This is a genomic window from Bacillus sp. N5-665 (assembly GCF_022637375.2).
GTDB lineage: Bacteria > Bacillota > Bacilli > Bacillales > Bacillaceae_G > Bacillus_A > Bacillus_A wiedmannii.
Genome location: NZ_CP093325.1, coordinates 3382547 through 3404053, shown reverse-complemented (window position 1 = coordinate 3404053; position 21507 = coordinate 3382547). Strand labels below are relative to the sequence as shown.

Genomic DNA, 21507 nt, shown 5'->3' with positions numbered 1-21507 from the left:
TATTAATTAATACCATCCATTATAAGAGATTTTAGTTGAATACCTACAATATGATGTGTAAAATCTAAGCAAGTAGCAGTATAAATAAATATTCGAGGTGAATACATGCTAGATTTTAAGCAGTTAGATGCTTGTTTGAAAGACAAGAGATTTATAGATGGATTACAGGAAATAAATAATGAAATTTCATATATAAAAGAAAAGAATACTTTATCTTATTTGAAGAATTGGCTTGCTAGTGTTCCTTCGCATAAGGAGTTTGACATATTAATACGTCTTACTGATGAAGGGCTTATGCACCAATACAGTTCATTCCTCATTCGCTACGCCTACAAAAAATTCCCAAATATGAGAACGCTCTCTTTATATTGTGATGAGTTAATTGATGAGCGGAAAATACTTGAAGTAGAACAGTTGTTAAAAGACTCATTAGAAGAGGTAAATAAAGAAGAAATAGAAGCTGATCTTTTAGCGAAAACATATTTTACGTTAGTACGATGTTTGTTGGAAATGAAACGAAATGAAGAAGCCCTAATCTATATGCAAAAGGCAGAGGAGTACAGTTCACGTGCCGTATTTGATAAATGGGGCTACGTCTATATGCATACAGGTGAATGGGAGAAAGCAGAAGAACAATTTATAGCTGGCATGCAGCATAAAGATTGTGAAGAGCTATCTACCTATTTATTATCACAATTATATGCGAATAAAGGAGAACAAAAACGTGCTTTACAGCTAATTGATGATGCGATTGTAAAGTTCCCGCAAGTACCATATTTTCATTTTGAAAAGGTAAAATATTTATTAGATTTAAGGAAGTATGAAGAAATGTTAGCGGTAATAGATAATATAAATAATCAGCTTCCTTATCATGCGTATAAAGCTTACTTTGTACATTTACGTGCAGAAGCGCTTTACAAAATGAATAAACTTGTAGATTTACAACAGTTATTAAAAGAAGAAAAAAGTTTAAAAGAGTCTTTATATCATAATTTAGAAAAAAATCCAGATGGAAAAAAGGTGTATTTACCGATAGTTCCGATTGTACAAAAGGATAATTATTGTGTTCCGACAAGTTTAGAAATGATGTTGCAGTTATGGGGAGAAAAACGTACACAAGATGAAATAGCAGAGTTTATTTTTGATATGACAGGCTCAAAGTTTTCAGATACTGTTTCTTATTTAGAAGAATTAGGTTATGAATATCGTTATTTTAAAGGTAATGAGGAAAATTATAAGAGACTGCTGGATGAAGGGATTCCTGTTTTATTAAGTATAGATATTGAGCATGCTTCACATGTACAAGTGCTATCTGGATATGATGATACGTTACAAGCTTTTTATGTTCAAGATCCGAACTTTATAGAACCAGTTATTGTGGAATATAGTAAGTTACAAGAAAAATATCGTTACACAGGTTGTTTAGCGATTACGTTTGTTCCGAAAGAAAAGAAGGAGCGATTAGCATTTTTAAATGAAGAAGAAAATCATTATTTTAAATCTGTTTTTTCTCTTACGGATCATTTAGATGAACATGATAAAGAGGGGATTCATAACTTAGTACAATTTTTAAAAGAGACGAGTGATAATCCGAATACGTGGTTATATACGGTTAAGCATTTAGATGTTGAAGTAGATAATGAGTTTATTATATGTTGTATTGAAAAGTTAATGGAGAAGTTTCCAAACTCAGATTTTGTTAAATTGCATGGTGCGCAGTGCTTTATTCGCCTTCAAGAATTAGAAAAAGCCGGGCAAATGCTGACAAGTGTTGAGAAGAAAAATAATCGTGCTTTATATCATTTAATAAACGGAAGATATGCTTTTGAACAGGAGAGTTATATAGAAGCGATTTCAAGTTTTCGTTCATCATTACAATTAGACGCAGATCAGCCGATTACTTGGAGTTTTCTCGCTTTATCATACATGTATATCGATCAATCTGAAAAGGCGTTGCAGTTTTCTCAAGTTGCTTTAGAACGTAGTCCAGAAAGATTCACTTTAACGAATCACGGATTAATATTAATAGATTTAGAAAGATATGAAGAAGCGTATGAAATTTTTAATGACCTATTAAGAGAGAATAAAAATGAGGCACATGTATGGTATGAGCGCGCGAGATGTGCGCATCATTTAGGGAAATTACATTTAGCGATAAAAGGGCTTAAAGTAGCGATTTATTTGGATAGTAATGCGCCTTACATCTATACGAAACTTTCGGAAATATACGAGTCTGATTTGAAGGATGAGGAAAGTACGAAAGAAATTTTATTAAAAGGTATTGAGAATTGTGACGATAAGGCACCTCTATACGTAAAACTCGGTGACTATCATTTTCAAAATGATAGTCTGGAAGAAGCAGAAACATTGTATAATCGTGCATTAGAAGAAAATCATGATGATGTTTATTCTCACTTTGGACTTACGCAAGTTTATATGGCGAAAGAACAATACAAGGAAGCGAAACAATATATTCTCGGTATTGAAAAACAAATTGAAAAGAGCCAAGATTTTCTTATGAATGCGGGAATGGTTCTATGGGATGCTGAGGTTGAACTTGGTGGAAATGAAGAAGGGTTTAAAGTAGCTTTGTCTAAGTTAGAGAGTGGTATAAAGCAGAGCGAATATAATGTGGCAAGTGCGTTAGATGAATATGTGAATCGAATTAAAGGAACGGTATTTGTACAAAGAGGTATAGCATTCTTAAGAACGTTACACAAAGAAAGAAATGAAATAAGCGAATACGGTTGTTATACAGGTATTTTATATGAATCTATTGGGCAGTACGGCCAAGCGATGAAAAGGTATAATAAGGCGATAGAACAAAAGGAAACGGCATTACCTTATTACCGAATGGGTGAAACACTTATGGTATTAGGGCAATTGACGGAAGCAAAACAAGCGTATGAAACATGTTTAGAGCTTGATGAGAATTTCGAAGGTGTACATTTACAGCTTGCAGAAATATACGAAAAAGAAGAAAATCGTTCTAAAGAACAAAGTCATATGGTTCAGGCTATGAAAGAAGAGCCGATGCATATTAATATGGAATATTTGGCGCAGCTTTCAGTAGAAATGAGTCTTCAGGAAGAGTTACTGACAGAACTAGAACAATTAGCGGACGAAGCACCTGAAATATGGCGATTAGATGCGATTGCATATGTGTATGGAGCGATGGATGAAATAGATAAAGAACAAGCACAGATTGAAGAGGCACTTCAATTAGATAGTGAGCATATAGAAGTTCTATATCATTATGCCAAAGTGTTAGTGAAAAAAAGAAATGAAAAAGCAATTGAAATTGCAATGAAAGTTATACAAAAAGATGCAAATAATGAACGAATATTTGATGTGTATGTAAAAGCGATAGAACAACATAAGAAATTGTCTAACATACGAGATTTTCTTCATACATTAAAGGTGAAGAAGGCAGAAAGAAGTATGGCATTTATGTATGCTGCATCTGCGGTGACGGAAAGATGGATTGAACGTCAACAAAATGAACAGCCGAAGAAATCCATAATTACGAGAGCTTTTTATCGTATGAAAAACCGTGCGAAAGAAATTTCGATTATTACTACAATCATTGATTTGTATGAAATTTCGTTAAAGTTAAATCAAAAAAATAGTATGGCAGCGCAGCGATTTTCACTATTTTACGAGAATGTGGCGATGTATAAAGAGGCGATAGATGTATTGCAAACATCGTTAGAAAATAAATGGGATTACGATGTAGCGAAGCAACTTGTAAATCTTTTCATAGCGTGTGAGGAAGAAGATATGTTACGGGATGCTTCAGAAATAACGAAGCAAATGGTTCGAGAGTTACCAGATGATTATGATACGCTTCTTTTACAAGCGCAAGTATTCTTTAAAATAGGAGAAGAAAGAAAAGCAGAAAAGATTACCTTACAATTAATGGAGCAAACACCGTTTGTAAGTAGAGCGTTTCTTGCTTTAGGAGAAATGTATCAAAGTCAAGAAAGGTTTGAAGAGGCAATTCATGTATTAGAAAATGCTTCTATACATCATCCAAATGAAGCAGCAATTCTTCTTTCTTTAGCATCTTCATATCATGATACCGGCCAAACACTAAAGGCAGAAAAAATAACAAATGATGTATTAACAATAGATGCGAGTGATTTGTTAGCAAGATACGATCGCGCTTGTTATTTAGCACAGTTAAACAGAATTGAAGAGGCGAAGGAAGAGCTTGAAATTGTTCTTCGTGAGGATGAATCAGGATTCTTTGCTGAGCTTATTGAAGAAGATGAAGATTTAGCTGGAATACAAGAATTTGAGAAATAATTGTATAGGAATAGGGAAAAAAGGATATAAATAAATATATATTTCGAATTAGTTGACAATTTATTGCCCAATGGCATAAAATAGCTTTTAATAAAGTATACAAATCTGAAGACGAGAACGAGTAAAATAATGAATTGTTCCCCAGAGAGCCGGTGTATAGCTGAAAGCCGGTGTGCAGACATTATTTGAAAATCATCTCCGAGGAGCCGAGGCTGAAAATAAGTAAGCCCGGACGGATGTCTACCGTTACAAAGAACACGTATGATAGTACGTTGCTAAGTGCTATTAGCGAAGAGCTAATAGAATTAGGGTGGTAACGCGGTTAAACCCGTCCCTACTTCATGGGGACGGGTTTTTTGTGTGCTTTAAAATATTCAAAAGGAGTGATTGTAGATGAAGAAAGTAGATGTAAAAGAGTCAGCTGTAGGGAGAGAAACACGTATTCGTAAGCAGTGGAACGAGCAAAGTATTTTCGAGCAATCAATTCAGAATCGAGAAGGCGCACAGTCTTTCGTATTTTATGAAGGACCACCAACGGCGAATGGATTACCGCATGTAGGTCATGCGCTTGGACGGACAATTAAAGATGTAGTAGCAAGATATAAAACGATGGCTGGTTATAAAGTGCTACGAAAAGCGGGATGGGATACACACGGTTTACCTGTAGAATTAGGTGTTGAGAAGCAACTCGGTATTTCTGGTAAACATGAAATCGAAGAGTATGGAATTGAGCCATTTATTCAGAAGTGTAAAGAAAGTGTATTCACATATGAGAAGCAGTGGCGTGAATTCACTGAAAGCATCGGTTATTGGGTAGATATGGATGATCCATACGTTACGTTAGAGAATCCATATATCGAAAGTGTATGGCATATTTTAGGGACGATTCATGAAAAAGGATTATTGTATAAGGGACATAGAGTTTCACCATATTGCCCAAGTTGTCAAACTTCACTAAGTTCACATGAAGTTGCACAAGGGTATAAAACAGTAAAAGATTTAAGTGCAACAGTTAAGTTTAAAGTGAAAGATAGTGAAAATGAATATTTCCTAGGTTGGACAACGACACCTTGGACACTTCCAGCAAATGTTGCGCTCGCTGTACATCCAAATATGGAATACGTGAAAGTGAAACAAGAAGGTCATGTATACATTGTTGCGAAAGAACGTGTAGAAGATGTATTAAAAGAAAACTATGAAGTATTATCTGTTCATAAAGGTGAAGAATTAGTAAACACATCTTATATGCCGCCATTTCCAATGAAGGAAGTTACAAATGGCTATCGAGTTATCGCAGCCGATTTTGTCACGGCAGATAGTGGTACAGGACTCGTTCATATCGCTCCAGCATATGGGGAGGACGATTATAGAGTCGTTCAAAGTGAAGGATTGTCATTCTTGCATGTTGTAGATGAGAAAGGTGAATATACAGAAGCAGTACCATTTTTGAAAGGGAAATTTGTAAAAGATTGTGACGTGGATATCGTTCGTTATTTAGCGAAGGAAGGCTTACTATACCATAAAGAAAAGTATGAACATAGCTACCCACATTGTTGGCGTTGTGATTCACCACTTCTTTATTACGCAGGAGAGAGTTGGTTAATCCGAACAACTGCAATTAAGGATACATTTTTACAAAATAACGATTCTGTTACTTGGTATCCAGACCATATGAAACATGGACGATTTGGTAAGTTTTTAGAAAATATGGTGGACTGGAATATTAGCCGAAATAGATATTGGGGAACACCATTAAACGTATGGGAATGTGAAAGTTGCGATCATCAATTCGCGCCGAAAAGCATTGCTGACTTAAGAGAGCATAGTACGAAAGAAACACCTGAAGATTTGGAATTGCATAAGCCGTATGTAGATGAAGTGCAAGTTTGCTGCGAAAAATGCGGAAGTAAAATGAATCGTACACCAGAAGTAATTGATGTTTGGTTTGATAGTGGTTCCATGCCATTTGCGCAATATCATTATCCATTTGAAAATAAAAAGTTATTTGAAGAACAGTTTCCAGCGGATGTTATTGCAGAAGGCATTGATCAAACACGCGGCTGGTTTTATAGTTTATTAGCAGTATCAGCACTATATACAGGAAAAGTTCCATATAAACGAGTGTTATCACTAGGGCATGTATTAGACGAAGAAGGACAGAAAATGTCTAAAAGTAAAGGGAATGCACTAGATCCAGTTGATTTAGTAAATCAGTTTGGTGCAGATGCATTAAGATGGGCGCTACTCGTTGACAGTGCTCCGTGGAATGCGAAACGTTTCTCGGAAAGAACAGTACTGGAAGCAAAATCTAAATTTGTAGATACATTAGTCAATGTGTATAGCTTCTACGTCTTATATGCAAATTTAGATGAGTATAACCCGAATGAAACGTATGATGTAAAGCGAACGAAATTGGATGAATGGGTATTATCAAGATTGCATAGCACAACGAAAAAAGTGAGAACAGCACTTGATGATTATCAATTTACGAATGCAGCTCGTGAAATCGCGGCGCTTGTAGATGAAGTAAGTAACTGGTATGTAAGACGATCACGTAATCGTTTCTGGGAATCTGGTATGAATGCTGAAAAAGCAGCTGCATATGAGACACTACATGAAGTACTTGTAACAATTAGTAAATTAATCGCACCATTTACACCGTTTGTCGCTGAAGATATTTATTTAAATTTAACTGGAAGTAGCGTTCATTTAGAGGATTATCCAGTTGTAAATGAATCACTACTTCAGCCGAAACTAGAAGCGGAAATGGATGCTGTTTTACAAGTTGTTGAACTAGGAAGAAGTAACCGTAATCAGCATTCTTTAAAAGTAAAACAGCCTTTAGCAGAACTTGTATTACTAGCGCATAATGAAAATGATATGGATTGGGAATCTTATCGTGATATCGTCATGGATGAGCTAAATGTCAAAGCGTTTCATGTTGAACTCGATGAAACGAAATACATGTCCTATCAATTAAAGTTGAATTTTAAAGCAGCTGGGCCGAAGTTTGGTAAAAATGTGAATGCATTAAATGGATGGTTAAAACAATTATCAAAAGAAGAAGTACAACACTTTGTATCTACAGAAAGAGCAGTTTACGAAGCAGCATCAGGAGAAGAGGTAGTTGTAACAGCTGAAGATGTACTAGTAGAGAAAGTTGCGAAATCAGGGTTCTCTAATACGACTAACGGACAATATACAGTTATGTTAGATACGAATGTAACGGAAGAATTGTTACAAGAAGGAGTAGCGCGCGAATTCATTCGAGCGGTTCAAGAATATCGTAAGCAGTTGAATTTACCGGTTAATTTACGAGTCGATGTTATTCTTGATACAGAGGAAGAACTACAACGAACATTAACGAACCATAAAGATTTATTGGAAGAAAATTTACTCGTTAAGCAATTTACATTTGATCACTTAACGAATGAAGACGATGAACTATCTTTAGGTGAAGCGAAAGTTCGAATTAAATTAAGCGCGGCTCATTAAAGAAAAAAGGAAGTTGGAATCATTCCAACTTCCTTTTTGTATGATGGAAATTTATCCGGCTAATTTCCTCATAATCCATTCGATAGGTCCTCTAGAAAATTTCTTTCCCCATAACACACTAATTAAAATGCTGAAAATGAAAAATCCACTAGCAAATAATAAAACGAATAGTAGTGATTGTTGTTCCATTTTATTTAATAGAATTAACGTCCCAATACCGATAAATACATGACTGACATAATGAGTTAATGTTAATTGTCCTGTTTGTACAATGGAAGTGACAAACCAATTATTTCTATATTTTTCAGCGATGTTGAGGCAAATGATTAATATAGCAATAGCGGATCCTGTAGCAGATAAAATATATAATACATTTGGTAAGATGGGTCCTGTATTAAATAAAAATGTGGCAGCCTCTTTGCCGATGTATGGAATAAAAAAGTGAGTAAGCCCTTTTGATAAAAGTTCTGACAATATTGTAATTGTAATACCCAGTAAGAGTAATCTTTCTCTAATTTTCTTATTATGAAGATCTAACCTGCCAATTATCATACCGATTAAGAAGAACGAGAACCAAGGGAAAATAGGGTGATAGCCATTAAAGAATAAATTGCGAAGAAAACCTTGTATTGTCCAGAAGTCTACATAGTTTATGAATGGAGTAGGTCCTCCCCAACCTTCGAAAGTATTGAAAGTAAGCTGAAGAGCTTGTGCGATTAATAAAATAATGATAGAAAGAAAAAGTAATAGTTTTTTGCGTACTGTAATGAGTAATGCAGCGACGAAAAGGTAAACACCGTAGTAGTGTATTATATCCCCAGTCCACTCTAGTCCATATAGTAGTAATCCTAAAATAAATAAGAATAGTGATCGTTTCCATATGGTCTTTCGGCTATTAGAAATTTTTATTTTTTCATTGCTAGCAACGGCTGACCTAGTCATTAAAGTTATACCGATGCCTGCAAGTATAACAAACAAAGCAGAAGCTCTACCTTCAAATAGTGACATGAGGGTTATTAAAAAAGGGGGACCATTTCCTTCTGCACCTGTTATCACCATGAAATTAACAAGTAGCATACCAAACATCGCCAAAGCTCTAGCGAAATCTAAGCCGATAATGCGCTTTTTTGTATTCACTTCAATCCCTTCTTTCAAAAATGCTATTTACAGCTTCAATCCAAATTTGTTTATAATCTATCTTTGCATCAATCATCATAAAATTCCCGATATTATCAAGCACTAATGCTAACATATGAGCTTTTGAAACTAGATTTTTATTTTCAATTAATTGAAGTTTATTTGCTTTTGTAAGGAGTACCTCAAATCCATGTAAATATTCTGTTTGCACAGTTAGTAATCGATCTTTGTACATATTGTTTCTTGAAGATAGTAAAACATATTCTTGTAACACAAGATTAAAATAAGGGTCGTTTCGCTGTTCATCAATTATTTTAAGGCCAATTGCAATACATTTTTCAATAAAATTTGTTTTCGTAAATTCTTCTGTATGAAAATACGAAGAGAACTGCATAGCTTTACATAATTCAGTAAAAATACATTCAATCAAGGCATCTTTAGACTTAAAGTAGTAATATATAGATGGTTTTGCGATACCAACCTTCTCACCAATCATCGTATAAGTTGTTTTAGCGATACCGTACGTAGCAAAAAGGCGATAACTTGCTTCCATTATTGAAGAGAGTGTTTCTTCACTTTTACTCATAATAGATCCTCCTAAAAAAGGTTATTTAAATCGTAGCATTCATTTATATTTTTTTCAACCTATCGTTAGGTAAAAAATCCTATTTTTTAAAACAGTAATATGAAAAGTTTCAGGGGTAAGGAATGACTTTAGAAATTTCTTTCTAAAGTATTGTTTTTACTTTACACATAAATATTGAGAAAATTTCACTGACCCTAAATGGAAAGGTAATAGAATTGTTTATAGAGAATTACTCGTAGATTCAATTTTTATCCCCCCATTTTGTGGGGAATGATTGCCTAGTGGTAATGGGATAAGGTTGAGCTACTTTATTAGGGGGAGTGGTTCTATGTTTAATAAAAAAATGGTGGCAATGGCAATGACTGTGCCGTTAGTAATGGGGACGATTTCTACGGTTTCGGCATTGGAAAAAAAGCAGCAAGTAAAGCTAGAAGCTTATTCGCCGCAGAAAAAAGCAACTGAATATTTAAAAGAAAATGCTGCGCAATATGGATTAAAAACAGACCTTTCAGACTTGCAATATATTTCTACAACAGAAACGTCAGTAGCTTCATATGTTAGGTTCCAGCAAGTTGTTAATGGTGCACCTGTATTTTCAAAACAAATTACAGTTACTCTTAACGGAGAGGGAAAGGGCGTACTTGCTGTTTCTGATTATCAATCTGTCAAAGGTGTGAAGGAAGTAACGACAAAAATTAGTGAAAAAGATGCAATACAAAAATCAATGGCGTATGTTGGAGAAGCAAGTGAACAAAACTTATGGGCTCCTACAGAGAAAGAATTTGGATATATTGTTGAAGAGGGAATTGCTCGTCCAGTATATAAAGTTGTAGTCCATTCTAATAATCCATTTGGTGCATGGGAAACATTTATTGATGCAGAAAATGGGAAGTTAATTAAAAAGGTTGATATAAACCGAAAAGCTGAAGGGACAGGAAAAGTATTTTTACCTAACCCAGTCGTATCTAGCGGTAGTAAAGTAGGCTTAAAAGATAATAACGATGCAGATTCAACAGCGTTAACGAATCAATTGAAGACTGTTACGTTAAAAGGTTTAGATGGGACAGGATTTTTAATTGGAGAGTATGTAACGATTTCTTCAAAATCAAAAACAAAATCTACAAATTTACAATTTAACTATACACGTGCAAATGATAGCTTTGAAGATGTTATGTCGTATTATCATATCGATACAATACAGCGTTACATTCAAGGGTTAGGTTTTAAAAATATTAATAATCGCTCTATTAAAGTGAATGTGAATGGAACGACGGCGGATAACTCATTTTATTCTCCGACAACGAAAGCTTTAACTTTTGGTACTGGCGGAGTAGATGATGCAGAAGATGCTGGTATTATCGCACATGAATACGGACATTCAATTCAAGATAACCAAGTTCCTGGCTTTGGTAGTTCAGTAGAAGGCGGAGCGATGGGAGAAGGATTTGGTGACTTCTTAGGTGCTACGTATGAAGATGCAGTATCAACTACAGGATACGGAAAAGCATGTGTTGGAGAATGGGATGCGGCTGCGTATTCTAGTTCAGACCCGACGTGCTTACGCCGATTAGATACGAATAAAGTGTATCCGAAAGATATTACAAATGAGGTACATGATGATGGGGAAATTTGGGCACAAGGTCAATATGAGATGGCACAAGCTTTTGGACGTGATGTAGCAACGAAAATTATTTTACAATCACACTGGTCATTAACACCAAACTCTAAATTCAGTGATGGAGCAAAAGCGATTAAGCAAGCGGATGCTCTTTTATATGGTGGACAACATGCTGCTGATATCGATCGTATTTGGGCAGCAAGAGGAATTAGTACGAATTAATATAAAAAGTCGTGGCGTTTATAAGCCACGACTTTTTAATTTGCTTAAGCACTGGTACTAGTAAAGTAAGCTATATGAATGCTAATGTAAATTCATCCGCATTCTAGTTGTTTTTTTCGTCTTTAAAAACAAAATGCTCTTTAAATTTTCTAGACTCAACTTTTTGACCGTTTCTCATGGAGCGGAAAGGGTGTTCTTGCCAAGTAATGATTACATCAACTTCATCTGCTTTTGTGGCAATTGGAAAATTAGTATGTTCAAATCCAGTTTTTCCACTTGCTAAGCGACTTTCCTTTCGTGAGAAAAGTTCATATTTCGTTTTCGTTTTTGGCTCGTTGCGGAATACTTCGACTTGTACGTTATATACTTCACTGTTACCAACATTTTTTACTGAAAATTGATATGTTTTAAATTCATCTTCTTTAGCTTGAAGCATATTTTTATCTATGTTCTTCGGTTCATCAATATTCACTTTCCATTGATCAGAGTTTTGGGAGATTGGTAAAGATTTTGGTGAATAGGCGTATGTTTCATTCACTGCAATTAGGCATAACAAAAGAAGAAAGAAACTAATCGCTTTTTTCATATAAACACCTCGCTATAAAATTTTTATCCCGCATTAACGGGCAGTAAGACCCTCCACCTCAAAATTCAGGGAAAGCAAAGAAGTTAGGTGGGGGATCAACTGCCCGTAAAAGCCCGATTGGTGAGGGCTGATAATCAGTGGGGAGGAACAAAATCCCCACTGATTAAAGTTTCACTTTATCAATATGCGTAAATGAAACGGAAATTATGTAATGAAATGGAAAAAGGTGATAATTTGATTCAAATGAATTTGAAAAAACTTGAAGAAGTAGTAGGTGGTGAAGGGTTACAAGAATCGTTTCATCACATAGAGATACATGGTGTCTGCATAGATTCCAAAAGCATTAAAGAAGGAAATTTATTTGTTCCAATCATTAGGGTGAAAGATGGACATGATTATGTGAAAGAGGCATTCGATAATGGAGCTGTCGCTTCCTTATGGAAAAAGTCTTACGGCACTCCGCCAAAAGGGATGCCAATTATATTTGTAGATGACACTTTGTTTGCTTTGCAACAATTGGCACAATTTTATCGAAAAGAGCTAAATGTAAAAGTAATTGGAATTACAGGTAGTAATGGTAAGACAACAGTAAAAGATATAATAAGCACGATTTTAAGTACAACTCATCGTGTGCATAAAACAAAGGGGAATTTTAATAGTCAAATCGGTTTACCATTAACAATTTTAGAGATGAAACGAGATACAGAGTTTTTAATTCTTGAAATGGGGATGAGTGAAAAAGGACAAATTCGAAACTTATCAATAATAGCACAGCCAGATGTAGTGATCATTACAATGATTGGCCATTCTCACTTAGAGACACTTGGATCAAAAGAAGAAATTGCGAAGGCTAAATTAGAAATTATTGATGGATTAAAAGATGAAGGATTATGTTTGTATAATGGTGATGAAGCATTGCTTTTGAAAAATAAGAATTTATCGAGTATAAATTGTAAGGCATTTGGTGAAAAGTATACAAATGATTTGTTTCCAACAAACGTGCAATTAGATGAATATGGTGTTCATTTTAAATTAAATGATTCAAAAATACAGTACGATGTTCCCTTACATGGAAAACATAATATTTTAAATACGATTGTCGGAATCGCCGTAGGTCAATTTTATAATGTCCCTACAGAAAAAATACAGAAAGCATTGCGACAAGTAAATATTACTCATATGCGCTTTCAATTTTTAACTGCCAAAACAGGTTTTACAATTATTAACGATGCGTGGAATGCCAGTCCCTCTTCAATGAAGGCTGCAATTGAAACGTTACAGACATTAAATGCCTATAAGAAAAAAATGATAGTAATTGGGGATATGTTGGAGTTAGGGAAGAATGCTGAAACATATCATAGAGAAATTGGTAAAATGTTAAATCAAGAGAGCATTCAATATGTATTTACTTATGGAGAGTTAGCTGAAATTGTAGCGGAAGAAGCGAGAAAGAAATATGATATAGGAAAAGTACAGTCATTTAATAGTAAAGCCAAGATAGCAGAGGAAGTATTAAAAGTTATAACGAAAAAGGATGTTGTATTACTAAAAGGCTCACGTGGAATGGCTTTAGAGGAAATTGTACAAAAATGGATATGAAAAATCAAAATATATTAAAAAAGGCTTGCGTTTTATAAAACGAAGAGATAGAATACTCTGTAAATATAAAAAGTGAGGATCAGGAAAAGTACATGATGCAAAGGTCTACAGAGAGCAATCGGTTGCTGAGAAGATTGCGATACCGCATGATGGAAGGACACCTGTGAGTGTTGCTTTGAACGTGATAATTAGTAAAAGCAAACGGTACCTACCGTTATCAGGGCTAAGATGGTCATTATGACAATTTGGGTGGTACCGCGGAAAAATCCGTCCCTATTTATAGGGGCGGATTTTTGTATTCTTTGAAAGGAGGTGAGTGACCGTGGATGATGACGATGACAACAATAATGTAAATAAATATAAAATTAATGGAGGGAAAAATAATGGGGTCAATAATGAAGCGTTCACTCACAAAAGAATGTACGGAGCAAGGTGGAAAGGTTGTATTACTTCAAGGCTGGGTAAAAAAGATTCGTCATCTAAGTAATGTTAGTTTTTTATTAATAAGGGATCGATCGGGAGTTATGCAATGTGTATTAGAAAATGAGTTAGCTGGATATAAGGTAGATGTGGAAAGTGTCGTTCAAGTCGTTGGTGAAATTGTAGAGACTTCGAAAACAGAGTTAGGGGTTGAAGTGCTTGCTCACGAAGTGAAAATATTAAATGGCGCAGAACCACTTCCGTTTGAAATAAATAAAAAGAAGTTACAAATTGGTTTAGATCAACTACTGAATGAGCGGGTATTATCATTAAGACATGAGCGAACCGCGGCGATATTTAAAGTGAAATCTACACTCGTTCAGAGCTTTAGTGAATTTCTTATAGAGAACGATTTCACACGTATATTTACTCCGAAAATTGTTTCACAAGGGGCAGAAGGAGGAGCGAATGTTTTTAAACTTCCATACTTTCAAAAAGAAGCTTATTTAGCACAATCACCACAGTTTTATAAACAGATGATGGTAGCTGGAGGGTTAGAACGTGTTTTTGAAGTTGCACCTGTTTACAGAGCGGAACATCATAATTCTTCCCGTCATTTGAATGAATATATATCGTTAGACGTAGAACTTGGATTTATTCATGATTTTTATGAAGTGATGCAATTAGAAACAGATGTTTTACGATATATGTTTCAACAAGTAGCAAAAAACTGTGAAAAAGAACTACAACTATTACAAATAGAAGTACCTGTTATTATAGAAATACCGAAAATTACATTGTTAGAAGCGCAAGAAATTTTGAAAAATAAATACCGGAAAGAGTCGCCAAGTGGGGATTTAGATACAGAAGGTGAAAAACTACTAGGGAAATATGTGAAGGAAACATATAAGAGTGAGTTAGTTTTCATTACACATTATCCGAAAGAAGCTAGGCCGATGTATACGATGCCGAATAATGAGAATCCGTCTATTACTGATTCGTTCGACTTACTATATAAAGGGTTAGAAATAACATCAGGGGCACAACGAATTCATGATTATGAAAAGTTACTTGCTTCTTTTAAAGAAAAGGGATTACATCCAGATACATTTCAATCTTATTTAAATACATTCCGATACGGTTGTCCCCCGCATGGTGGTTTTGGAATTGGATTAGAGAGAGTTGTATACAAACTATTAGAATTAACAAATGTACGAGAGGCGAGTGCTTTTCCAAGGGACTGTACAAGACTTATCCCTTAATAATAGGGGAAGGAAATGTATCCGTTGTGCTATTTTATAGTACAACGGATTTTTTAGTTCATAAAACTCAGCACTTTCTCACCAAATTTTAATGTAAGCTTAATTGTTCTCTCTTTTTTCACCTTTAGTATAAGCCTTAGAAACGAAAGAGATATACAAGGTGAAGGGAGAAATATTACATGCGTATTTTAGTTGTACCATCAGGATTTAAAGAAAGTTTAGGGGCGAAGGAAGCTGCTGATGTAATGAAAGAAGGGATTTTAAAAGTCATGCCGTTAGCTACTGTAGAAACTTTACCAATGGTGGATGGTGGGGAAGGTTTTACAGAGGCAATTACAAATATTACTGGTGGAAAAATGTATGAAGTAGAAGTAACGGGACCTGTAGGAGAAAAGACACAATCTTATTTTGGTGTTTTTGAAACGAGAAATGGTGAGCGTACAGCTGTTATTGAAATGGCTGCTGCAGCAGGATTACGCCTTGTACCGAGAAATTTACGTGATCCTAGAAAAACGACTACTCATGGTGTTGGGCAGTTAATAGAATTAGCTTTAAATAAAGGGGTAGATCGTATATTAATAGGGTGTGGTGATTCTGGAACATCTGATGGCGGAGCTGGTATGGCTGAAGCGTTAGGTGTAAAGTTTTTAAATGAAGATGGAAAGGAAATACAAATTCAAGGTGGAACCTCTTTATTACAAGTTTCAAACATAGATACATCACAAGTAGATCCTAGATTAAGGCATGTTCAAATCGATGTTGCCTGTAATTGGTTTAATCAATTATGCGGCGAGCAGGGAGTAGCGCGAGTATTCGGTCCGCAAAAAGGTGCTAACGAAGCCCAAGTAATAGAACTAGAAAAAGCACTGGAGCGCTATGTTTCTGTTATAAAAAAAGATATAGGTATAGATGTACATCATACGCCAGGTAGTGGTGCATCTGGCGGACTTGGTGCTGGACTGCAAGCTTTAATTGGTGCAACGCTTCATCCGAGATACGATATTATTATGAAGTATATGGATTTAAATAAACTATTGCTAGCGTGTGATCTTGTATTTACTGCGGAAGGAAGTATAGATTTTCAAACACCACGTGGTAAAATTCCAGCTGAGGTGGCTAAATGCGCAAAAAAATATGGATTACCAGTAATCGCATTAGTTGGGACAGTCGGTAAAGGTGCACGTATTAATTACGATTATGGAATTGATGCATATACAAGTATATTACCAATGCCATCTTCATTAGAAAATGCATTTTCTAATGCGGAGAAATGGCTTCGTGATTGTACAGAGAGTACGATGCGTACAGTTTTAGTCGGTTATCAAATCGCTTCTCGGTTGAATAAAAGTGGGTACGTATCATGATTGAAAAAAATGTAGTGGAATTACATGTGAACAGTACTGATCATCCGAAAACTAAGCCATCTTGGATTCTGCCCATAGCACTTATATTAATAGTAGAAATAGTTCTTTTGCTTCCATCGTCATTAACGATGGAAGCGAAATGGAGTTTGTTTGGATTTTGCTGTGCAATTATATTATGGACAACAACAACGATAAATTCGGCCTATATCGCACTTGGATCTGTCCTATTTCTAATTATTTCAGGAACAGCAAAGCAAGATCTTTTATTTGATTCGTTAGCTTCAGATGTCATTTGGCTTATGATCGGTTCCTTTATTTTAGGAAGGGCACTTCAAGTTACCGGTTTAGCTGAGAAAATGACGTGCTTTGTTGTAAATCGTGCTCGGAATATTTTGGGCTTGTGCGGGATTTTGACAATGATTATTCAAATACTCGCTTTCTTTATTCCATCAACATCTGGACGCGCAGCGGTTGTATTACCTGTTTTTCAAGCTATATCAAAAGAAATTGGGAGTAGAAGAATTACGAAAGCATTAGCAATTTTAATGCCTACTGTTATTTTAGTTTCAACAAGTTCTACAATTATTGGTGCAGGTTCCCATTTAATTGCCCTAGATATGTTAAAGGAATTTAATAATAAGGATATTACATTTGTAGAGTGGTTAATATGGGGATTTCCATTTGGATTCATAATGAGCTTTATAAGTTGTCGTGTAATATTATTTTTATTTTTAGATAAAGAGGAAGTAAAAACAAAACTGAAACAGAAAAAAGTTAAGTTTGAATTATCGCGAAATGAAAAGTATACAATCAGTATTTTAATAGCGATGGTAGCTTTTTGGTTAACAGAGTCGTTTCACGGTTTGGAAATTGCAACTGTAACGATAATCGGAGTGTTTTTATTAACTTTGCCAAAACTGGGCGTGATGCAGTGGAAAGAAAGTTTAAAAGGTGTCTCATGGAACTTAATTTTATTTGTTGGAGCAGCAATTGCATTAGGGAAATCTTTAATGGAGAGTGGTGCAGCGCAATGGATTATGCAGAAGTTATTTTTAGTAACAGAACTAATTAATAAGCAATCCATTTTCATCGTGTTACTCGTAATTGTTATTCTTTCAGTCACATCACATTTATATATTACATCTCACACAACGAGAGCGGTAATTTTTATTCCGCCATTATTATACTTTGCAAGTAGTCTACAGTTAAACGAAGTCGCTGTACTATTTTTAGGCATTGTTGGCATGAATTATTGTTTAACCTTTCCAGTCAGTTCTAAAGCATTACTTTTATTTCAAGAAAGTGATAGAGAAACTTTTCAGCCGCAAGATTTATTAAAGTTAAGCAGCTATTTAAGTGTTATGTATATGTTTGTAATGGTTGTATTTTACTATGCATATTGGCAGTGGGTTGGATTGTCTCTCTAAAAATCAGGAATATAATTCATTCCTGATTTTTTTCATTAAGTCGAAAAGAATATTGGGTATTATTTCTTTTGGAGGAAAGTATTAGTTGTTATACTGAAATGGTATGAAAAGATTATATAATGCGGGAGGCTTTTATGGGAGAAAGGATTTTAATTGTTGAGGATGAAGAAAAAATTGCGCGTGTCGTGCAGTTAGAATTAGAGTTTGAAGGATATGAAAGTGAGATTGCTAAAACAGGAACAGAGGCAATGGAAAAGTTTCAAGTTGGTAAATGGGATTTAATTTTACTTGATGTAATGCTTCCAAATATAAGTGGGTTAGAAGTACTTCGAAGGATACGTTTGAAAAATGCTGTAATACCTATTATTTTATTAACTGCTCGTGACTCAGTTGTTGATAAAGTAAGTGGCTTAGATCAAGGGGCAAGTGATTATATTACAAAGCCATTTCAAATAGAAGAACTTTTAGCGAGAATTCGTGCATGTTTAAGAATTTCAAACGTAAGAAAAGAAGAGGAAAATAGTAGTTATCAAATTGCAGATTTATATTTAGATGAGAAAACACGAGAAGTGAAAAGAGGAAATCATTTAGTGGAATTAACACCACGTGAGTTTGATTTATTACTCTTTTTAATGAAGCATGAAAATCAAGTGTTAAATCGAGAACAGATCGTAACGAATGTTTGGGGATTTGATTATTATGGTGATACAAATGTTGTCGATGTATATATTCGATATTTACGTAAAAAAGTAGATTGTAATGTGGACGTGCCACTTATTCACACTGTTAGAGGTGTTGGCTATGTCTTAAAGGTGTAATATATGAAAATTAAAAATAAAATATATTTATTCTCTACAGTATGGTTATTACTTATTTTGTTACTTATTAATAGTTCTATATACTTTTTGTTTTATAAAGTTACAACGAACGGAGAGTTAGAACGCTTAAAACGTGAGGCAGTACATATTATAGAAGGAATGAATGCAGAATCAGTAAAAGAAATAGATGCAGCAAATCTGTTGCAACCATATTTACCTTCAAACGGTATGATTAGAGTTATTAATGAAAATTCAAAGGTAATGATTAGACAAGAAGTGGATATTGCAAAACCAATCCCAGTAGTAAATACGAAATTTGAAAGAAAAGAATCAGCGGGAATTTATGAGAAAAATGGAGGGAAATTCGCTTATATAAAAATACCAATCATTTGGAATGATGGGAAGATCGTTTCGTTAGAAATGACGGAACGTTTAGATAGTTTGCAAGAGAATTTAAATATGTTAAAAAATGTATTAGTTATTGCTTCACTTTTCGTTTTAATTCCGTCTTTTTTTGCGGGAAGAATGTTAAGTAAACTCATTTTAAAACCTGTAAACTCTTTAATACAAACAATGGAGCATATACAAGATAGAGGGATATTCAAAAAGATATCGCTAGAGAAAAAATCAAAAGATGAATTGTACAAAATGGGAACGACATTTAATAAAATGATAGATTTATTACATCAAAACTTTGAAAAACAACAGCAGTTCGTTTCAGATGCTTCACATGAATTGAGAACACCGTTAACAGTTATTGAAAGTTATGCAAAATTATTAAAAAGATGGGGAATGAAAAAACAAGATGTTTTAGAAGAATCTGTAGAAGCGATATACTCCGAGGCAGTAAGAATGAAAGGCATGACAAATCAAATGTTACTGCTTGCCAACAGTAGTGCAGAGTGGAAGTTGGAAACAAAAGAATCAGATGTAGTTCGTTTATGCAAGTTGACTGCGGAACAACTAGAAAAAACATATAATCGGGATTTTCGTGTTATTACAGAGGAAGAAAAGATTGTTGTAAATATTGATGAACAAAAAATAAAACAAGTATTAGTAGTATTATTGGATAACGCAATGAAATACAGTAAAGATTCAATCGATTTGATAGTAGGAATACAAAAGGAAAGAGTCTTTTTTTCTATTCAAGATTACGGTATGGGAATTCCTAAGGAGGATATACAGAAAGTGTTTGATCGCTTTTTTCGAGTTGATAAAGCGAGGAGTAGGGAAACAGGAGGAACAGGTCTAGGATTGTCGATTGCGAAACAAATTATTGATGCTCATGAAGGGAATATACAACTGGAAAGTGAAGAGGGAAAATGGACGAAAGTTACCGTATATTTGCCTCGTTTTTTATAAAGAGATAGGAGCTTGAAAATGAAAAAGAAATGGAAGGTTGCATTGTTACTTTGTTTTGTGCTTGTAAGTGTAGCTTTTGTATCACAACGTATTGTTTCTAATCAAGGAGAAAAAATATTATCCGAAAAACAAATTCAGAATATTGTGTCTGAACAGTATCCTGGAAAAATAAAAAATATGAAATTAGTAAGCAAAGGGGAACAAGATGTATATAAGGTAAACCTTTTAAATGAAAAAGGCTCATATGAAATAATAGTAGATGCTCAAAGTGGTAACATAAAACGTGCAAAAGAAATATCATTAAAAAGTAATACAATAACGAAAGAAAAAGCGGAAGAAATGGCACTTCAGAAAGTACAGGGGATCATTAAACAAACTATATTAGAAAAAAGAAAGGGGATAGAGGTATTTGTAATATCGGTAGAAACAAATGCTACTCAAAGTACAATAGTTGAGATCGAAAAAACTACCGGGAAAATTCAATTGTTACAGAAACAAACGACAAAAGTTACAGAGCAGCAAGCAAAAGAGATTGCAGTGCAGCAAGTACAAGGGAATGTGAAAGGGATAAGACTAGAGAAAAAGAACGAAAAAAATGTATATGTAATAGAGATAGAGAAAAGTGCAAATGAGAATGTAATGGTAGAAATTGAAGAAGCGACGGGTGCTTTTATTGGTACTTCACAAATACAAAAAGTCGTTACAGAAGTGCAGGCGAAAGAAGTTGCGTTACAAAAAGTACCAGGCGGTTTTATCGAGAAGGTAAGTGTAGTCAATATAAATGGTACGTCTACCTACCAAATTATAATAAAAAAACAAACAGAAACGGTTGATGTAAGAGTACATACAATAACAGGTGAAGTCATGTCTACTACTGCGGTAAATAATGCTATTCAGCAAAAGGAGTCATCTCAACAACAAGATGACGATGATCAAGAAGAAAGTACTGATAATCACGGTGATGATGATGACGAAGGATAATGAAAAATAAAAGAGGTTTCTCATCAAATTTTAATATAGCCCTTGACAGTTATAAATATAACCGATATACTTCATATTAATTTCAAAAGAAAATATATTCTAAATATTAAAATGTGTTGAATAGGAGTAGTAAGGTCGTATATTTGTACAGAGAGCTATGGGTTGGTGTGACATAGTCAAATGACATCCTGAACTCGCCTAGGAGCAGTAAGGTGGAACGGAATCACATTCTTAGTAAATCTTAACGGTTAACCTTCGATATTAGGTTTGTAATCAAACGATTACTACTAAGGTGGATTCATAATGGAATCAATAAGGGTGG

Annotated in this window: 13 protein-coding genes and 3 other annotated features (1 of these 16 running past the window's edge); of the genes, 10 read left to right on the top strand and 3 right to left on the bottom strand. The window is 34.5% G+C overall.

Translation table 11 applies throughout. The annotated features are described in order from the left end of the window. Positions 1-105: 105 nt before the first annotated feature. Both MNO09_RS19985 and ileS read left to right on the top strand, forming a co-directional pair. Positions 106-4308, top strand: coding sequence for a bacteriocin-processing peptidase family protein (locus tag MNO09_RS19985; protein WP_088107126.1), 4203 nt, complete (start codon positions 106-108; stop codon positions 4306-4308). A 99-nt stretch (positions 4309-4407) separates the two neighbouring features. Then, positions 4408-4647: a binding site (T-box leader), on the top strand. Between the two features lie 54 nt (positions 4648-4701). Next, positions 4702-7803 (top strand): isoleucine--tRNA ligase, encoded by a 3102-nt coding sequence (gene ileS, locus MNO09_RS19980; RefSeq protein WP_088107127.1) that lies wholly within the window; start codon positions 4702-4704, stop codon positions 7801-7803. Between the two features lie 51 nt (positions 7804-7854). On the opposite strand, the gene MNO09_RS19975 is transcribed toward ileS, so the two are convergent. Together MNO09_RS19975 and MNO09_RS19970 are read right to left on the bottom strand one after the other, a co-directional pair. Further along, complete coding sequence (locus MNO09_RS19975; RefSeq protein WP_001093117.1) at positions 7855-8940, bottom strand: DUF418 domain-containing protein; 1086 nt, start codon at positions 8938-8940, stop codon at positions 7855-7857. Between the two features lies 1 nt (position 8941). Then, the gene (locus MNO09_RS19970) at positions 8942-9526 is read right to left on the bottom strand and encodes a TetR/AcrR family transcriptional regulator (RefSeq protein ID WP_000045221.1); all 585 of its coding nucleotides are present in this window, start codon (positions 9524-9526) and stop codon (positions 8942-8944) included. 328 nt (positions 9527-9854) lie between these two features. On the opposite strand from MNO09_RS19970, the gene MNO09_RS19965 reads away from it, so the two are divergent. Continuing rightward, the gene (locus tag MNO09_RS19965; protein ID WP_070168757.1) at positions 9855-11366 is read left to right on the top strand and encodes a M36 family metallopeptidase; all 1512 of its coding nucleotides are present in this window, start codon (positions 9855-9857) and stop codon (positions 11364-11366) included. A gap of 103 nt (positions 11367-11469) precedes the next feature. Here the strand turns inward: MNO09_RS19965 and MNO09_RS19960 are convergent, their stop codons facing one another. Then, positions 11470-11952, bottom strand: coding sequence for a YozF family protein (locus MNO09_RS19960; RefSeq protein WP_000709310.1), 483 nt, complete (start codon positions 11950-11952; stop codon positions 11470-11472). Positions 11953-12168: 216 nt separating this feature from the next. On the opposite strand from MNO09_RS19960, the gene MNO09_RS19955 reads away from it, so the two are divergent. The 7 genes from MNO09_RS19955 (at position 12169) to MNO09_RS19925 (ending at position 21185) form a co-directional block, all read left to right on the top strand. After that, positions 12169-13551, top strand: a complete 1383-nt coding sequence (locus MNO09_RS19955) for a UDP-N-acetylmuramoyl-tripeptide--D-alanyl-D-alanine ligase (protein WP_000410664.1) — start codon at positions 12169-12171, stop codon at positions 13549-13551. Between the two features lie 66 nt (positions 13552-13617). Next, positions 13618-13829: a binding site (T-box leader), on the top strand. Between the two features lie 105 nt (positions 13830-13934). Continuing rightward, positions 13935-15233, top strand: coding sequence for an aspartate--tRNA(Asn) ligase (gene aspS, locus MNO09_RS19950; protein ID WP_000534852.1), 1299 nt, complete (start codon positions 13935-13937; stop codon positions 15231-15233). 179 nt (positions 15234-15412) lie between these two features. Next, a complete protein-coding gene (locus tag MNO09_RS19945) occupies positions 15413-16597 on the top strand; it encodes a glycerate kinase family protein (protein ID WP_001221982.1) in 1185 nt (394 codons plus the stop codon). Further along, a complete protein-coding gene (locus MNO09_RS19940) occupies positions 16594-18024 on the top strand; it encodes an SLC13 family permease (RefSeq protein ID WP_000570750.1) in 1431 nt (476 codons plus the stop codon). Before MNO09_RS19945 ends, MNO09_RS19940 begins: the two co-directional genes overlap by 4 nt. A 134-nt stretch (positions 18025-18158) precedes the next feature. Continuing rightward, on the top strand, positions 18159-18842 hold the full coding sequence (locus MNO09_RS19935) for a response regulator transcription factor (protein ID WP_000504580.1): 684 nt from the start codon (positions 18159-18161) through the stop codon (positions 18840-18842). A 3-nt stretch (positions 18843-18845) separates the two neighbouring features. Beyond that, on the top strand, positions 18846-20204 hold the full coding sequence (locus tag MNO09_RS19930; RefSeq protein WP_000694912.1) for a HAMP domain-containing sensor histidine kinase: 1359 nt from the start codon (positions 18846-18848) through the stop codon (positions 20202-20204). A gap of 18 nt (positions 20205-20222) precedes the next feature. Next, on the top strand, positions 20223-21185 hold the full coding sequence (locus MNO09_RS19925) for a PepSY domain-containing protein (protein ID WP_088107128.1): 963 nt from the start codon (positions 20223-20225) through the stop codon (positions 21183-21185). Between the two features lie 107 nt (positions 21186-21292). Further along, positions 21293-21507: a binding site (T-box leader), on the top strand (it continues 34 nt past the right edge of the window).

What these genes read in the sequence shown, in the direction of transcription:
- MNO09_RS19945 (WP_001221982.1), top strand. Translation starts at nt 15,413, where the DNA reads ATGCGTATTTTAGTTGTACCATCAGGATTTAAAGAAAGTTTAGGGGCG.
- MNO09_RS19955 (WP_000410664.1), top strand. Translation starts at nt 12,169, where the DNA reads ATGGAAAAAGGTGATAATTTGATTCAAATGAATTTGAAAAAACTTGAA.
- aspS (WP_000534852.1), top strand. Translation starts at nt 13,935, where the DNA reads ATGGGGTCAATAATGAAGCGTTCACTCACAAAAGAATGTACGGAGCAA.
- ileS (WP_088107127.1), top strand. Translation starts at nt 4,702, where the DNA reads ATGAAGAAAGTAGATGTAAAAGAGTCAGCTGTAGGGAGAGAAACACGT.
- MNO09_RS19940 (WP_000570750.1), top strand. Translation starts at nt 16,594, where the DNA reads ATGATTGAAAAAAATGTAGTGGAATTACATGTGAACAGTACTGATCAT.
- MNO09_RS19970 (WP_000045221.1), bottom strand. Translation starts at nt 9,526, where the DNA reads ATGAGTAAAAGTGAAGAAACACTCTCTTCAATAATGGAAGCAAGTTAT.
- MNO09_RS19965 (WP_070168757.1), top strand. Translation starts at nt 9,855, where the DNA reads ATGTTTAATAAAAAAATGGTGGCAATGGCAATGACTGTGCCGTTAGTA.
- MNO09_RS19930 (WP_000694912.1), top strand. Translation starts at nt 18,846, where the DNA reads ATGAAAATTAAAAATAAAATATATTTATTCTCTACAGTATGGTTATTA.
- MNO09_RS19960 (WP_000709310.1), bottom strand. Translation starts at nt 11,952, where the DNA reads ATGAAAAAAGCGATTAGTTTCTTTCTTCTTTTGTTATGCCTAATTGCA.
- MNO09_RS19935 (WP_000504580.1), top strand. Translation starts at nt 18,159, where the DNA reads ATGGGAGAAAGGATTTTAATTGTTGAGGATGAAGAAAAAATTGCGCGT.
- MNO09_RS19985 (WP_088107126.1), top strand. Translation starts at nt 106, where the DNA reads ATGCTAGATTTTAAGCAGTTAGATGCTTGTTTGAAAGACAAGAGATTT.
- MNO09_RS19925 (WP_088107128.1), top strand. Translation starts at nt 20,223, where the DNA reads ATGAAAAAGAAATGGAAGGTTGCATTGTTACTTTGTTTTGTGCTTGTA.